General features: G+C 60.6%; 8 protein-coding genes and 2 pseudogenes. 2 read left to right on the top strand and 8 right to left on the bottom strand.

Annotated features, from left to right (window positions below):
• Positions 1–479: 479 nt before the first annotated feature.
• From ACO2TI_RS12530 to ACO2TI_RS12545, 4 genes are all read right to left on the bottom strand, one after another.
• Positions 480–2,216, bottom strand: coding sequence for an aldehyde dehydrogenase family protein (locus tag ACO2TI_RS12530; RefSeq protein WP_024100073.1), 1,737 nt, complete (start codon positions 2,214–2,216; stop codon positions 480–482).
• Complete coding sequence (locus ACO2TI_RS12535) at positions 2,216–3,856, bottom strand: long-chain fatty acid--CoA ligase (protein WP_336962437.1); 1,641 nt, start codon at positions 3,854–3,856, stop codon at positions 2,216–2,218. The genes ACO2TI_RS12530 and ACO2TI_RS12535 overlap by 1 nt, the downstream gene beginning before the upstream one ends.
• Positions 3,857–4,000: 144 nt before the next feature.
• Entirely contained in the window at positions 4,001–5,677 is a 1,677-nt protein-coding gene (locus ACO2TI_RS12540; protein ID WP_336962436.1) for a GMC family oxidoreductase, read from the bottom strand.
• Between the two features lie 66 nt (positions 5,678–5,743).
• Complete coding sequence (locus ACO2TI_RS12545; RefSeq protein ID WP_336962432.1) at positions 5,744–8,005, bottom strand: fatty acid desaturase; 2,262 nt, start codon at positions 8,003–8,005, stop codon at positions 5,744–5,746.
• Between the two features lie 220 nt (positions 8,006–8,225).
• On the opposite strand from ACO2TI_RS12545, the gene ACO2TI_RS12550 reads away from it, so the two are divergent.
• A complete protein-coding gene (locus tag ACO2TI_RS12550) occupies positions 8,226–9,248 on the top strand; it encodes an AraC family transcriptional regulator (RefSeq protein WP_336962429.1) in 1,023 nt (340 codons plus the stop codon).
• A 229-nt stretch (positions 9,249–9,477) separates the two neighbouring features.
• Here the strand turns inward: ACO2TI_RS12550 and ACO2TI_RS12555 are convergent, their stop codons facing one another.
• From ACO2TI_RS12555 to ACO2TI_RS12565, 3 genes are read right to left on the bottom strand one after another with little or no spacing between them, the layout of a single operon-like run.
• Positions 9,478–10,185, bottom strand: coding sequence for a hypothetical protein (locus ACO2TI_RS12555; protein ID WP_423284731.1), 708 nt, complete (start codon positions 10,183–10,185; stop codon positions 9,478–9,480).
• Positions 10,186–10,233: 48 nt separating this feature from the next.
• Complete coding sequence (locus tag ACO2TI_RS12560) at positions 10,234–10,914, bottom strand: hypothetical protein (RefSeq protein ID WP_423284733.1); 681 nt, start codon at positions 10,912–10,914, stop codon at positions 10,234–10,236.
• Complete coding sequence (locus tag ACO2TI_RS12565) at positions 10,880–11,581, bottom strand: CerR family C-terminal domain-containing protein (RefSeq protein ID WP_423284736.1); 702 nt, start codon at positions 11,579–11,581, stop codon at positions 10,880–10,882. The genes ACO2TI_RS12560 and ACO2TI_RS12565 overlap by 35 nt, the downstream gene beginning before the upstream one ends.
• A 122-nt stretch (positions 11,582–11,703) precedes the next feature.
• On the opposite strand from ACO2TI_RS12565, the pseudogene ACO2TI_RS12570 reads away from it, so the two are divergent.
• A pseudogene (locus ACO2TI_RS12570) lies at positions 11,704–11,802 on the top strand (hypothetical protein); the annotation flags it as partial.
• A 1,560-nt stretch (positions 11,803–13,362) separates the two neighbouring features.
• Here the strand turns inward: ACO2TI_RS12570 and ACO2TI_RS12575 are convergent.
• Positions 13,363–14,427, bottom strand: a pseudogene (locus ACO2TI_RS12575) (MGDG synthase family glycosyltransferase); the annotation flags it as partial.
• Positions 14,428–14,445 lie beyond the last annotated feature (18 nt).

Below are 14,445 nucleotides of genomic sequence, written 5' to 3' on the forward strand. Positions count from 1 at the left end.
CAGCCCGCCTTCCTACGGGCCGATCTGAGCAGCCTCATCACCCAAGTTGCGACCAAGCGCACGGCGCGCGAGCCTTTACCGAAAGCGGCTGCACGAGTTCCCCGTTCGGAAGCAGACCATCGTTGCGTGCGAGATGCGCACCCAGTGGTACACGACCTTCATGCGCTCCGGGGTTGAGCCGAGGAGGGGCGCTTGTCTGATCCGCAAACATTTCGAGGACATCGTTGCCTAGACGCAAGTCCGTCAGACCAACGGCTTCTTCCATGCGGCTAAGCGCAAGGCGCGCGTCTACCCGCTTCGCCACCAGGTGAACCGTATTCTTCCTGAGCACAGGCAAGCACAACTTCGTTCAGATAGGCCCGCAACTGCTTAACCCACGCAAAGTCGGAAAGAGTCTGTAGCGAAAGAGCCCTTGATTCACCTCCAGACTTGCTTGGGTAAACTGAAAATCCTTTCAAATTGGTATGAATTTCTCGCCGTCACCCACGCAGGGCGTTGACGAAAATCCTCGGCAGCTTGGTCCAGCTGGGTTTGAACTGGAAGTCGGTCAAGAGACGGCCAATCACATCTTGCCGCCGGTTCGTGATGAACCAAGGTGGCCGAGGAAGGAGCGTTGGATGCAGTGAGAGCAGACTGCGAGGGAATGGTCGCCATGGGGCGGATATGACGGTACGCTCCGTTCCTTCAAGCATGAACGAGTTATGTACCGTCCCAATACCAGATTGCGGATCGCGCGACGACCCTCCGGGAAATCCTCCCCAGGGGCAGGGTGCAAGCAGAAATCCCAATCCGGTCCAAGCATTCACGGCGATGGTGCCGTAGCGCAGCTTTTGAAGCAGTTCTTCGAAGCGTTGACGACCGATCTCTCGCACAGTCTTGGGGTGAATCAGAATATTTGCCCCCAGGGTGCCGTACAAACGGTCATTAGCGTACGCAATGGCTGATTCAAGGTACGACCCCGCATCTTTATATTCGAAGGACTTTATTGCTAACGCCGTGCCGAAGACTTCGTGCTGCGCCAGCCATGGCTCATCGCCCCGATCCATGTTCGCAAGAATGCACGCAGGCGCAAGCAGACCACGGTCGATCGCATCCGAACCTCCGGCGTGGGCGGCAAACTCTTCGATGCGCTGCTCGTTGCCAGGGTAGTAGGCCTCCCGCTGCCCGAAGCGCGACATGACATTGGACACAGCAGCCAAAAGTTTGTCCGTGTGTCGCCAGCCACGAGGCACGATCAAGGTTTGGCACGCCACGCAGTTAAAGCCGGAGTTGTGCAACTTGTGCGTTGCTATCTGTTCGGCCTGAAAGCGGATGTCCGCGTTCGACCACGGCCCGGGCACCACAATGGTGGGGCAGACTGCGCCCAGTTCGGACGTGATCTTTCGATGGTTCTTCGGTGTATTCGCGGCCTTGTTGCGTGCGCCTTCTTCTCCGATGCCCCAGACGATGGCATCGTGGGTGGCCTTTGCGCCGGTGATGTGGATTTCCTCTACCAGCGGATGCTCGCACAGGTAGGCACCCACGGCGCCATCGCCGCGAATGATGCGTAGCGCGTCGCATTCGATCAGGGGCCGCAGGGCTGCCTTGAGATAGTCGGTCAGGTAGTCGTTGACCGGATTCATCTTCAGCAGAACCACCTGGTTTTCGATAAACAGCTTCTGAAATGCATCGAGAGGCGAGATGGCCGCGATGTTGCCTGCCCCCAAGACTAGGGCCACCTTACCGCGCCGCTGTTCGGGAGGGATGTCATAGGCGACCGCCGCATGTTGAGCGAGACTGGCCTCGGAGATTCCCTTTTGCATCCAGACTTCAGCTGAGACCCCGGATAGGAGCAACCGATCCCAGATCGAATGGGGCAGAACTCTAACCGCCAATTGCCCATTCTTGAGGTGGCCCAAGGGCAAGTGCTCAAGATATTCCTTTCTATCAATGGCACCGAGTGTCTGCATCAACCCGTTGCAGGCGCCCATGAGGGCGTAGGGGCCGGAGAGCCATTCCTCCCCGGCCAGCGGCGATGCATGCGGAATGCGCTTCTTCCGGGCAGCTGTCTCCGCCCACCCCTGCGCAACCTGCATCAGCGCTGGCTTGATGCGGCCGAGAATAGCAATCCGATCGGCGACCGAGGTTTTTGCCCAGTGGTGCTTGGCCCCATCCAGTGCCTGCAAGTCCTGATCCAACAGGGCCTGAATATCGAAATTTGGGAGAGCGGCCCCCATCACTGCGTGCTCTCCGTGGTATTGCCGGTCAGGAGGCTGCCGTAGGCTTCGCGGAGCCTGTTCTTGAGCACCTTCCCCGTGCCACTGAGTGGCAGCACATCAACGAAGACGGCTTTGTCGGGGATCTGCCAGTCCGGCAGGCGTCCTTTGAAGCAGGCCAGAAGGTCCGCTTCGGACACATTCGCGCCTTCCTTTTTCACGGCGACCAGAACCGGTCGTTCGTCCCACTTCGGGTGGGGCACGCCGATGGCCGCCGCATTGGCGATGGCAGGATGTCCGATAGCGATGTTCTCGATCTCGACCGATGAAATCCACTCTCCACCAGACTTGATGATGTCCTTGGCGCGGTCGCGGATGACCATATAGCCGTTGACATCAAGCGTTGCTATATCACCGGTGTCGAACCAGCCATCACTGGTCAGCGCACTGGATTCGGCGCCGAAGTAGCTGCTGACGATCCAGTGCCCCCTGATCTGTAGTTTGCCCGGGGATTTGCCGTCGTTCGGCAAGACTGCGCCGCCGTCATCGACCACGCGCAGCTGAACGCCGTAGGGTGGTCGTCCCTGCCCCAGTCGCACTTCGCTCTGCCGCTGAGGATCAAGATGGATGTGGCGAGCCAGTGGTTGATTCAGGGTGCCCAGCGGGCTCGTTTCGGTCATGCCCCAGGCATGGATCAGTTCGACACCGAACTCGTCCCGGAACGCGGCGAACATCGACGGCGGCAGTGCCGCGCCGCCAACGATGGTGCGTTTCAAGCTTTTGGGCTTGGTGCCGCGCGCCCTCAACGCCGCCAGCAGTCCCATCCAGATCGTGGGAACGCCAAGTGCCAGACCGACTTCCTCGTCGTCGATCAGGGTGGCGAGACTTGGGCCGTCAAGGTTCGGGCCAGGCAATACCAGTTTCGCTCCCTGCGCCGCCGCAATGTAGGGCACTCCCCAGGCGTTGACGTGAAACATGGGAACAACCGGCATGACAGCATCGCGGGCCGAAATGCCAATGCCGTCCGGGCTGTTGCCCGCCAACGCATGCAGCACCGTGGAGCGGTGGCTGTAAAGCACACCCTTTGGATGTCCCGTGGTGCCGGAGGTGTAGCACAGCGACGAAGGCAGATCCTCGTCAATGCTCGGCCACGGGTAGTCGGCGTTGCCCGAGGCGACCACCTCATCGTAGAACTGCAAGCCATCCAACATGCCCGATGCCTCCTCATCGCGTGGCCCCATGAGGATGACGTGTTTGACGGTGCTCAATGCCGACCGAAGCTTGGCCACGATGGGCAGAAAGGTCCGGTCGATGAACAGCACTTGATCATCGGCATGGTTGACGATGTAGATCAGGGTTTCGGCGGACAGGCGCGGATTGACCGTGTGGCACACCATGCCCGCGCCGGAAACGCCAAAGTAGATTTCCAAGTGGCGCCGATTGTTCCAGGCGATAGTCGCACAGCGGTCGCCCGATTGCACGCCCAGTTTGGCCAACGCCGACGACAGGCGTCGCGCATTGATCTCGACTTGACCCCAAGTCGTGTGTTCGGTCCCGCCCGTGGTGTTGACGGAGACGACTGGCGTATCGGCGTGGTAACGCGCTGCATGGGTGATGAGACTGGAGACGAGCAAAGGCTCGCGCATCATTTTTCCGAGCATTTTTCTACTTTCTTTCAGAATTGGTATTTGAGGCCGGCGTGGACAACCAGAGGATTGAGGCGACTGGAGACTGAAGTAGACGGTCCACCAAGCGCAGGCAACGTGCCAGCGGCCTTTAAGAGGTTTTTCTATTGGTATGCAGATTTACCTGAGGAGTGCGCTCTCGTATGCTTGGCGTTCGTTTTTTCGGGAAATCTGGGCTGGGTGTCCATGTGCTCGTTTAATGAGGTCCGCCGCCCTCTCGGCGATCATGATCGTTGGCGCGTTGGTGTTGCCGCTGATCAAAGTCGGCATGATGGAGGCATCGACGACTCGCAAACCTTGCAGACCATGTACCTTCAGCTCCGCATCGACCACGGCCATTGGGTCCACACCCATCTTGCAGGTGCCGACCGGGTGGTAAATGGTGTCGGATCGATCTCGAATGAGCTGGACCCATTGCGCATCACTCATGCCATCGGTAACGCCGAATAACTCGCGCCCACGGTACTTGGCCAAGGAGGATGCCAGCATGATCTCTCGTGTGGCCTTGGCCCCTTGGACCAGGAGCTTCACGTCACGCTCGTCAGACAGGAAGCGCGGATCGATTCCTGGGTCGTCCAGCGGGTTGGGTGATTGCAAGAACACCTCGCCACGCGAGTAAGGGCGCAGATTGCAGACGTGGCACGAGTAACCATACCCAACATGCAGTTTGCGCGCGTGGTCGTCCACGATCGAGATCACGAAGTGCAGTTGCAAATCCGGCCGATCCACGTCAGGGGCGCTCTTGAAGAATGCGCCGCCCTCGGCAAATGGGGTGGCAAGCATACCGCTGCCATCCTTGCGCCAACTGGCGATGTGGCCCAACAGGTTCACTGACCCTCTGAGTCCGATGCCGAAGTTGTCCGCATCCCGGGTGGTGTAGGCCAGAATGAAATCCAGGTGGTCCTGCAAGTTCTGGCCAACACCGGGCAACTCATGCACCATGCGGATCCCGTGATGGGTGATGTCTTCCGGGCGCCCGACGCCTGACAGCTGAAGAATCTGCGGCGTACCAAAGGCGCCAGCAGCCAGAATGACTTCCCGCTTGGCCCTGACCTCGTGTTCGGCACCGCTGGCATGGTAGGCAACGCCCACGGCGCGCTTGCCCTCGAAGATGATCCGGCTGGCGCGGGTATTCGTCTTGATCGTGAGATTCGGCCGTTGCCCCCGCAGAGGATGCAAGTATGCGGCTGCAGCGGAGCAACGCTCGCCTCGGCGGGCGGTATCGTGGAATTGCGTGACCTGATACAAGCCAACGCCTTCGTTGTCCCCATCATTGAAATCGGCACGAAACGGAATACCGCGCTGCTTGGCTGCCTCAATGAACGCAAGGGTGACTGGCCTAGGGCTACGTTGCTCGGACACATGCAAAGGTCCATTCCCGCCATGGAGCTTGCTCGCTCCACGCTCGTTGTTCTCTGCCTTCAGGAAATACGGCAGCACCGAGTCCCAGTCCCACCCTTGACACCCCAGGTCGGCCCAGTGATCGTAGTCCTGACGCTGGCCCCGGACGTAGAGCATGGCGTTGATGGCCGAAGATCCGCCAAGGGCGCGGCCCCGCGGTTGATAGCCCCGCCGACCATTGAGGTTCGGCTGAGGTACCGTGTTCAATGCCCAGTTGTTGATCTTGCCCCTGCCCGGCATCATGGCCACCGTTCCAGCAGGCATGCGGACGACCAAGGAGTCGCCTTGTCCGCCCGCTTCAAGCAGGCAAACACTGACGCTGGAATCTTCACTCAGCCTCGAGGCCAGGGTGGCGCCGGCAGAGCCGCCGCCTACGATGATGTAATCGAAATTCATAAGAGCCCACGAAGGAGCCGATGGCTCCGAATTGAAAGAAGGGAGTGGAGGGAGCAGCGAGCGTGTTCAGCCAGCCGCCAATTCCTTGTTCCATTGGCGTGGGTCGTAGAAACGCAATGCCTTCATGCCACTTTTCTGGTTTGCACGCAGCGCCAACTCCCTCTCCTCTGGCGTGGCGTAGTGCCGATCCCACTCCATGAGCTTGGGGATCATCATTCGCTGCCAAAGCGGCGGAATCATCGTCAGCAGTATCGTGGTAAGGTAGCCAGCGGCCATCGTCGGGGCCTCCGGCAAGGGCATCAAGTTCTGGTAAGGCACCTCGCCTTGGGCATGGTGGTGCGAATGCCGGCTGAGATTGAACATGGCCCAGGAACTCATTCTGGCATTGGTATTCCATGAATGCCGTAGTTGTACAGCTTGATCAGGCGCGCGCACCATGCCGTAGTGCTCCATGTAGTTCACGATTTCCAGCAGGGATTTTCCCCACAGCGCGCTGCCGGTAAATCCAAGCACGCCGATCCATCCCGCCATCCAATAGGCGATGGCCACCAGCACCGCACTCATGAGCAATCCGCGGATATAGGCGTTGCGCAAGGAGATCACCGGAAGATGCTTGCGCTTGAGGCGTTCGGCTTCGATGCGCCAGGCGCTGGCGTTGCCGCGAATGGTGGAGATCACGATGTGCTGATACACATTGCGTCCTCGCGGGGCCGTGGCCGGATCATGCTCGGTCGACACATAGCGGTGATGCCCGTAGACATGCTCGATGGCGAATCCCACGTCGAAGCTGAAAGACAGCAGCCAACGGCCAATGAACATCGAGACCGGCTCCCAAGTGCGATGCGTCAATTCGTGCGCCGTGATCGTTCCCAGCACACCAATCACGAAGCCAGTCAATATGCCTCCAGTGAGGTGGTGCCAAAAGCCCGTCGCCTCCCGGGCGGCCAGTACGTCATAGTGGGTGAGATGGGCTACCCATGCGCCGAATCCCAACGGATCACCGGAAGAAAGCGTCCAGATGTAGGCAAATACGTTCAGCGCCACCAGGGGCAGGATGAACCACAGTTGCACCGTCAGAATCCACGGTGATTTGTATTTTGGCGTTCGGGTATCGTTGCCCAATAGCGCATCACCGCCAACGTAGAAGGCGAGAAAGCCGAGCAGACCCAAACTGGTGTAGGCGCCGCCCGCCAGAATGGAGACCAAAGCACCGATCCCCGCCCCATGCAAAAGGAAGAACTTCAGATAGTCCAAGATATTGGCTGGCACACGCTCAACGGTAGGCAAGCCGACAGCGCCGTAGAAGCCGGTGTGGAGCTTGGGCGCCTGATCGACGAAGCGGTCCGCGTGCAAATTCGTTTCTGCAATGCCGCGCTGGCGTAGGACAGCAATGGCCGAGTCGATCATGGCCGGCGGGCCGCACAGATAGGCCGACGTGGCACCCCCAAGCAGTTCTGGAATGTGCTCCGTCACCAAGCCAGTGCGCCCGTCCCAAGGCGACGAAGGGTCAGCCGCGGACAGCACCGGCACGAACCGGAAGTTCGGCCAAGCTTTTTCGTAGGCTGCCATCTCGTCGAGCGCGTACAGATCCTTCTGGCTCCGAGCGCCAAACAGTACCGTCACCGGCCGCGTGTCGCCCGAGCGCTTCATGTCTTGAAGCATCGCGAGGATGGGTGCCAAGCCGCTGCCACCGGCCACCATGAGGACTGGCTCCCGGCCCGGGCGCATGTAGAAGTGACCGCCGGGACCGCGCACGGTGACCGACTCGCCCACATGCGCCTGGTCCACGAGATGCCCGGACACCCGCCCCCCCGGCACACGGCGCACCGTGAAACTCACTTGGCGATCATTGCCAGGTGCGGCCGAGAATGAATAGCTGCGAGGAGCATCCCACATCGAAGTCAGCGTGACCTCTGCAAACTGGCCGGCACGATAGCGAATCGGCGTGTCCAGTTGAATGTCGATTCTCGCGATGTCGTGAGTCAGCATTTGCTTGCCGACGATCACGCCCTTGACCGAAGGGCCATCGATCGCGCCCTCCCGGTCCAGCTCGATTTTCACATCGCTGCGCAGGCGGCTCTGGCAGGCCAGTATGAACCCGTCGGAGATTTCCTTCTCCGTCAGCAGGTACGCCGTCTCGGTCAGTTCGTCAACCTTGCCGCTCTTGAGCTTGCACTTGCAAGTCCCGCAGCCGCCGACGCGACAGATGGAGGGAATGTTGATGTTCTGGCGTTGCGCTGCCTCCAGCAAAGTCTCATCGGGCTCGACGGTGATGGTCTGCCCGTTTATCTCCGCCTGGTGCAAGCTTCTTCCGTGAAGAAAATTCATCGCAATTGTCTCCTAATGAATGTTTTTTGCTTTTTTATTAGACTTCGCCACCACCTTCTGTCGCAAGCGCATAAACTGACAAACATGGTGCTTTTCTTGCCAAGCACCTGCCGCTACGTGTAGGATCGTTTTGATAGTCATCAGAGGAAGAAGGCTGAGGAGCCTGTCGGACTCCTCAGGGCGGCCACCGGCCGGCACAAGAACATGGAGCGAGACAACCGTGAACCCAAAAACTGTTCGAGTCACCTACCTGCGGCAAATTGCAGATCAAGCGGCTGAACTTGGCGTGGATACCGTGGCGTGGCTGGCCATTTCCGGCCTCAAGCAAGATGACCTTGCCAATGCGTCGGCTGTAGTTGCCGTCGAAAAATTTGGAGAGCTGATCGCCAGCGCCGTCAATCTGTCAGGCGAGACGGGCTTCGGGGTGTTGGCTGGGCGTCGCTTGCTTACAGCCACTCATGGCGTTCTCGGCATGGCGGCTGCGGCAAGCCGTAACATCCGTGAAGCCATGCAACTCGTAGCGCGCTTTGTCTGCACCCGAACGGAGGTTATTGGTATTCAGGCCCGGGAGTTGGATGGAACTCTGGAGGTCCGGTTTAAACCAGCGATCGGTCTGGGTTCTGCAAGCAACACGGTGACGGAAATAGCGATGGTTGCAGTCAAAAATATCGCCGACGACTTACTTCTGAGTCGCAATGCCTGTGATATGGTTTGCTTTCAATTTCCAGAGCCTTCTCATGCGGCACTGGCACGCGATGTTTTTGGCTGCACAGTTCTATATGATCGGGAATGGTCCGGTTTATCTTTTGCTCTTGCTGCTGCCGAGGAAGTCACCCCGAAATACGATCCATTGGTTCTGACAGAGGCCGTGCGTTTCTGCATCGAAGAGTTAAATGAAACAGGAGATAACAGGAGCGCGGGCTCGAAATTGGAGAAAATTGTTCTGGAACGGCTTCCGCCAATTCCTCATCTCACCGTATGTGCACGGCTGCTGAGCACGACGCCACGGACACTTCATCGGCGCTTGATCGAAGAAGGAACCTCTTACCGTGAAATAGTGGAATCAATTAGGCATCGCATGGCGTTAAAACTGCTCAGAAAAGGGTCTTCCATCAAAGAAGTGACCTATTTCTTGGGCTATGCGGACATCGCCAGTTTCAGGCGCGCATTCCGGCGCTGGGAAGGTATGGCGCCGTCGGATTGGACTACAAGAGTGCAAGAGCCGGCGGGTGAGTCCAGGTAATCGAGGGCTCCTAGAATGCGAATGCGCAGGGGACATTCGTCTGCGTCTCCGGCGTTGGGGATGGCCTGCATAACTCCCTGCGGCCCGTGATGGCGCGGCCTCGGGCGGTCCACTGCCTTTCCTTTCTTGCCAATAGCCGAGCTATTGGCCGCAAAAAGACGCTTTGTGGCCCCTCCCGGTCCGCACTACCACCGACTCGCGAGGATTGTGCAGGCCATCCTTAGGGAAATTACTTCTTGGCCTCGTCGATGGACTGGCGGATAGACGCATAGGTCTCGGAGAAAAGCCGTTGGGCTTCCCCATAGCTCTTTTTCGTGGTCTCCCATACCTCGGCCGAGGCTTTTGAGACCCGGGCCTTGGTTTTCTCCACATCTGCATTCAGTGCGGCAATACGCGCTTCAATGGCAGTGCGCTGATCCGCCGCGAGCTTGGCCGCGTCGGCACGCAATCCAGCGAGCGCTTTCTGCTGCGCATTCAGTTCAGCCTCCAGTACGGCACGCTGCGTAGCGATACTGGCCTTGCTTTCTTCAAGGTACTTGTCTCGGGCGGCCTGGAAGGCGGCCCAATCATTGTCGAGTGCCTGACGTGCTTCGGCGACCTGGGCATCGCTCCAGTTCTTTGCGTTGGCTGCGGCATCTTGAGCCCGGCGGCGATAGGCGTCCCGCTGCTTGCGCAGGTCCGCCAACGCCGCATCAGCCTTGGTGCGCGCCTCGCCCCGAAGCTTGCTGGCATCTTTTTCCAGGGCAGTGATGTTGGCATCAAGCTGGGCCAGCCGGTCCTGCGACCACGCCAGTGCTTGGTGAACCTTTGAGGGCTCCTTCTGTGGAGCGGCTGAATCGGCCTGTGCTTCTGCATTCTGTGCCAGGGCGGGAGGAGCCGACAGCAACGCTGTCTGAGCAAGCAGCGCCAAGGCGATTGTGGAAAAGCGAAGTTTCATGGTGATTTCTCCTGGTGAGCCAAAACAAAAGCAACGTGGCGCCTAGGTTCAGCGAACCTTGAAAAAGGCATCCTTGATCTTCTGGACCGTGACGGCGTGAGCGGCCTTGGCATCGGCAAACCCCTGCTTGACGGCACGCCAGGATTCATCGCCAGCATCCTTGACCTCACCGATACGCGCCTGGAACTTCTCGGCCTCGATGGAGAGGCGATCGAACGCGGCATCGAGTTCGCCGCGGGCCTTCTCGACGGCATCGGCCGCCTGGTCACCCAAATCCTTCAGGGAGTTTTGCCACGCTTGCCGCTGTGCGCGCGCACGGACGATGACGATGTTGCGCACGGTTTTCACCTCGTCGCCGGTCGTGCTGACAAACTGCTGGAGGGCGGACTCGACCTCGATCCATTCGGCTTCGAGCTTGTCCTGAATCTCGCTCGCTTCCTGCTTTGCGGTGTCCGCCTGAGCGCGCAGATCATCGTAGTACTGCTGCAGCTTCGCGCGGGATGCCGCGAGGCGTGCGCGAGCTGCATCGGCTTGCTTGCGGGCATCCTCCTTGATATCGGCGGCCGATTTCTCGACCTGGGAGAGAATGGCATCGGTCTCATCGAGACGGTGCTTCGCCCATGCGATGGTCTGGTGTACGTAGGATTGGAGCGTCATGGTGCATTTCCTTTCAATGGGAGAGGGGTTGATGGAATCAAGCGGGGCCTGTTTTTCGGTCAGCGCCATCATCAGGCGACCGAACGGAAAGAAAGCCGCTTCGGCAGAGATCGCGGACCATGTCCGTGATTTGCCTGATGGCTTCGTTCTGAATGCTTTTCCAGTCCATGCCACGGAGCATTACGCCGCGCAGAAACCTGAAACTGAAAACTGCCGTCACAATTGCGATGACGCGCAGCCGCAGCGCCTCGTCATCGGAAGACCGGCCGCTAAACTGGCTGGCGGCATGTACCAGACGCTTTTGCAGCGGAGCGATCGCGCGTTCATGAATCAGGGCGAAGGCGTCGTCGTTGTCGTAAGCGCAGCGGGCCACGAATGCCGTCCAGGCGTGCGGCTCGGCTTCCTCCAGCATGGTGTGGAGCAGTTGGATCAGTGTGCGTTCGAAGCGAACGGAAAGCTCGACGTCCGAGGTATCGTCAAGCAAAGTTGCGGCCTCCGCGAAGCGATGGGCCGCATACTTGGCGATCATGTCCGCTGCAGCCAGATAGAGCTCCTTCTTGCTGCCGAAATGGTAGGGAATGGCCGACAGCGTGGTTTTGGCCGCCTGGGCCAGAGCGCGCGTGGTTGCCCCCTCGTAGCCAACGGCGGCGACAACGTCAACCGTCGCTTCAATCAACTGCGATCGGGTCTTGGCACTGCGCGCCTCGTGGCCGCTGGTTGATTCGGCATGACTTGACATACATCCTCCGATTGTTTCGATAAGAACATAGTTCATACGAACGAGCTTTTCAATGGCAATGAAACTGCGAAAAATCAGGAGCCCCGTGATCGGTGGCAACGGTCATAGGGGTCATCAAGCCGATGAGGAACTTCGCCTGGCTGATCCGAAACTCCTTCGATGGCATCGTCGCCTGGACCCAGACCCACCGGGCTGGCGGCCTCCTGGAAGCCCTGAACGGGCTCTTCCAGGTCACCAAGCGTCAAGCGCGTGGCCGGTTCTGCTTCGAGACCATGCGCGCCTTGCTCTTGCGCATCGCCGCTGGGCTCGACTTCGCCCGGATCAACCGGCATACCGCTGAACCCACTTGTCTCCCTGCTGCGAGGGTGCGACCGCGCACTGGGGCGAGCGAGCGCCGCCATTCTGTGCCACCAGACATGCAGCAGCGCCGACGAAGTGCCCGGGGGCACGTCACGCCCCAGCGCCGACTCGAACGCCCAAAGCCGCGCAAGGTAGGCCTGCACATGGCGTGCCTCCAAGCGCTGCGGGTTGATCCGCCCGTAGGCTTCCACGAGCTGGGTGAACAGCGCACGCAGGCGATAGGTGCGAGGGCGCGGATCATCCTCGGCATGCTCGGTGGCGAGTCGGGCAAGTTCGATCCCGCGATCGACGAGGCGGTAGAACGCCGCTGCGGCGGGAAGGTTCCCCAGGCGTTCGATCCGCGTGAGCGGCAGCTTCACGTAGGCCGCGAGCAGGCGCCGCAGATCGGCGAGGATGGCCCGTTCCAGCGCCAAGTGGGGACGGCCCGCGGCGGGCGAAGCGGGCCAGCATGCCCGCAGGTCCTCCACGTAGAGCTGCCGGTCGCCGAAGTAACTGGTGACCTGCCGGGCCACCGCCTGTTCGAGCGCGTCTGGCTGCGCATCGCCCAGGACGCGCGCCATCGAGCGCAGCGGCTGCCCCATCGACAGCGGGAAACGGGAGAAGCGGTAGCTTGCCTGCGTTCCAGGCAACAATCGGTAGGCCACCAGCTCTTCCCGCAAGGCAGGGTCTTCCTCGAAGCGTGCCCGCATGCGCTCGAACAGGTCCAGCGGCATGTTCGGCAAACCCGCCCGGTCGTACAGGGAACGGCCGTCGTAGCCACCGGCGGCGAGAATGCGCCCCACCACGTCGGCGCAATTGAGATCGTTCCTGCTCCAGCGCAGGCTGGCGTCCCGGAATCCGGTTTCGATGCGGTGCGCCTCGGCCACCATCGCCGCACGACGCCCGGCGGGAATGCCCTGGACCCGCAACCCGAGCGTCTCACGGCCATAAGCCATGCCGTAGGTGTTGGTGTGGACTTGCGAACGGGACGGGCGATCGATGCCGTACAGGTAATCCGGCAGGCTCACATGCTGCAGGAAGTTCGGATCGACGGACGGGTCAGCGATGTAGTTCGCGCTGTAGACGATGCCGCTGATGCGGATGGCCAGATGCCCGAACGGGTTTTCGAGCACGACCCGTTGCGGCGTTTGCGAGGTGGCATAGGACAGCAGCAGTTCGACCTCTGCCGGCGCTTCGGCATCCAGTTTCGCCAGTGCCTGGCCGATGCCCTGGACGGGCGCGCCGTTCTCGACGCCGAAGTCGGGCAGTGGGCGGGCCGGCCTGAAGCCTTCGTCGAGCGCAAACCGGACGATGCTCGCGATGTCGATGCTCTGCCGGAACTCCCTCTGCGCACGCAGCATTGCCTCGCGCTGGGCGGGCTCGCACAGAAGGTCCACCGCGAACTTCCCCGCGTCGTCGGCGCTGGCCGCAAACCTGGCCAGGCCCTGGCGCTGGAACAGGGCGGCGTTCTCGCGCTCGTGGCCGCTGATGACGTCGAGCAGCACGGTCGGCACCCCGAGGGCAAAAGCCTCTGCCGGCGTCATCCCGCCGGCCTTGGTGACCAGAATGTCGGCGGCGGCCATGCAGGCCGCCATGTCGCTGCGCGGCAGCAAGCCCAGCGGCTTCAATGTCGCGCTCTCCGGCAGCTTTCCCTGCAGATCGGCGAGCACTTCGTGCTGCCTCGAATTCGTGCCGCACACCGCGATGATCTGCAGGCGCCCCGGGCAGTGGCGCACGACGCTGCCGATGACCCCGGGATAGTCGCCCACCCCTTCCTTGCCGCCGGTCAGCAGCAGTGTCGGCACGTCCGCCGACAGCCCAAGGCCCTGGAGCGTGGCGCGGCGGGCATCTGCGGATCTCTCTGGAATCCGCACCGGCATGCCGCTGGTAACGACCTTGTCGGCCGGAACGCCTGCTGCCAGCCAGCGCGTTTCCAACTCCGGGTGGGCAAGAAAGGTACGGTCGATCCGCTTGGAGATGCGCGGGAAATAGCCCTCGAAAAAATCCGTGTGCAGCCAGCCGATTCTCGTGTCGGACAGCAGCCCTTTCTCCCGCAAGGTTCCCAACACCTGGGCGGCCCCGTAATGGGTGGCGAGAACTGCATCCGGCCGCTGTGCGGTCAAGTAGGCCAATACGCTTTCTTCCGGATAATCGTTGGGCAGCATCGACAGCGAGGGCGCACGGCTGCCGCGCGTCTGCATCGCACGGAACAGGCTCTCGAAGCACTCCGGCAGATGGTTGGCGACGAACCAGTACAGGCGCTCATCGACCCGTCGCCACACCGGATGCATGAAGGTGCGGATATCCTGCAGCAGCACCGGGGTCGTCGGAGATTGCCGCTTTATCTCGTCCCGAATGGATTGCGCGGCACTGATGTGGCCGTATCCGATGGAGGAGTAGAAGATGACGACCTTCCCGGTGGTGCTCATCGCCCTCTCCCGCTGCGCAGAATGAAAAGCAGAAGTCATATGCTGCCGATCATGTAGCCCGTGAGCAGATAAGGACATGGACAGCACCGGCGGTGC

The sequence above is a fragment of the Caldimonas sp. KR1-144 genome, assembly GCF_049446155.1.
Taxonomy (GTDB): Bacteria; Pseudomonadota; Gammaproteobacteria; order Burkholderiales; family Burkholderiaceae_C; genus Rivibacter.

Coding starts and splice junctions, on each gene's coding strand:
- ACO2TI_RS12530 (WP_024100073.1), bottom strand. CDS start 2,216: ATGGGGGCCGCTCTCCCAAATTTCGATATTCAGGCCCTGTTGGATCAG.
- ACO2TI_RS12535 (WP_336962437.1), bottom strand. CDS start 3,856: ATGCTCGGAAAAATGATGCGCGAGCCTTTGCTCGTCTCCAGTCTCATC.
- ACO2TI_RS12540 (WP_336962436.1), bottom strand. CDS start 5,677: ATGAATTTCGATTACATCATCGTAGGCGGCGGCTCTGCCGGCGCCACC.
- ACO2TI_RS12545 (WP_336962432.1), bottom strand. CDS start 8,005: ATGAATTTTCTTCACGGAAGAAGCTTGCACCAGGCGGAGATAAACGGG.
- ACO2TI_RS12555 (WP_423284731.1), bottom strand. CDS start 10,185: ATGAAACTTCGCTTTTCCACAATCGCCTTGGCGCTGCTTGCTCAGACA.
- ACO2TI_RS12560 (WP_423284733.1), bottom strand. CDS start 10,914: ATGATGGCGCTGACCGAAAAACAGGCCCCGCTTGATTCCATCAACCCC.
- ACO2TI_RS12565 (WP_423284736.1), bottom strand. CDS start 11,581: ATGTCAAGTCATGCCGAATCAACCAGCGGCCACGAGGCGCGCAGTGCC.